This window comes from Streptomyces boluensis (assembly GCF_009908195.1).
In the GTDB taxonomy this organism is placed as follows: domain Bacteria; phylum Actinomycetota; class Actinomycetes; order Streptomycetales; family Streptomycetaceae; genus Streptomyces; species Streptomyces boluensis.
The window spans coordinates 1-556 of sequence record NZ_JAAAHS010000781.1 but is presented as its reverse complement, the minus strand read 5'-3'; the positions used below and the strand labels follow the sequence as shown (position 1 = coordinate 556).

Below are 556 nucleotides of genomic sequence, written 5' to 3'. Positions count from 1 at the left end.
CACCGTGCACCTCGCGGGCCGCCCCACCCCCGCCCTGGAGTCCGCCGCCGTCGCGCTGCGCGACATGGGCGCCGAGGTGCACACGCACGCCTTCGACGCGCTCGACCCGGACAGCCACGAGGAGACCCTCGGCAAGCTGTTCACCGAGGGCGACATCGACATGGTGCTGCTCGCCTTCGGCGTACTCGGGGATCAACTGCGCGACGAGGAGGAGCCGTTGGCCGCGGTGCGGGTCGCGCAGACCAACTACACCGGCGCGGTCTCCGCCGGGCTCGTCTGCGCCGGGGCGCTCAAGCGGCAGGGGCACGGCTCGCTCGTCGTGCTCTCCTCGGTCGCGGGTGAGCGGGCCCGGCGCGCCAACTTCATCTACGGCTCCAGCAAGGCCGGACTCGACGCGTTCGCGCAGGGGTTGGGGGACGCGCTGTACGGGTTGGGGGTGCACGTGATGGTCGTACGGCCCGGGTTCGTACGGTCCCGGATGACCGCAGGTCTGAAGGAGGCTCCGCTGGCTACGACGCCGGAGGCGGTGGCTGAGGCGATCGAGGTGGGGCTGCGG

General features: G+C 72.5%; 1 protein-coding gene. It reads left to right on the top strand.

What is annotated here, in order from left to right:
* Positions 1-556, top strand: a 556-nt coding sequence (dprE2, locus tag GUY60_RS38070) for a decaprenylphospho-beta-D-erythro-pentofuranosid-2-ulose 2-reductase (protein ID WP_161706057.1), incomplete at both ends; no start/stop codon positions are given.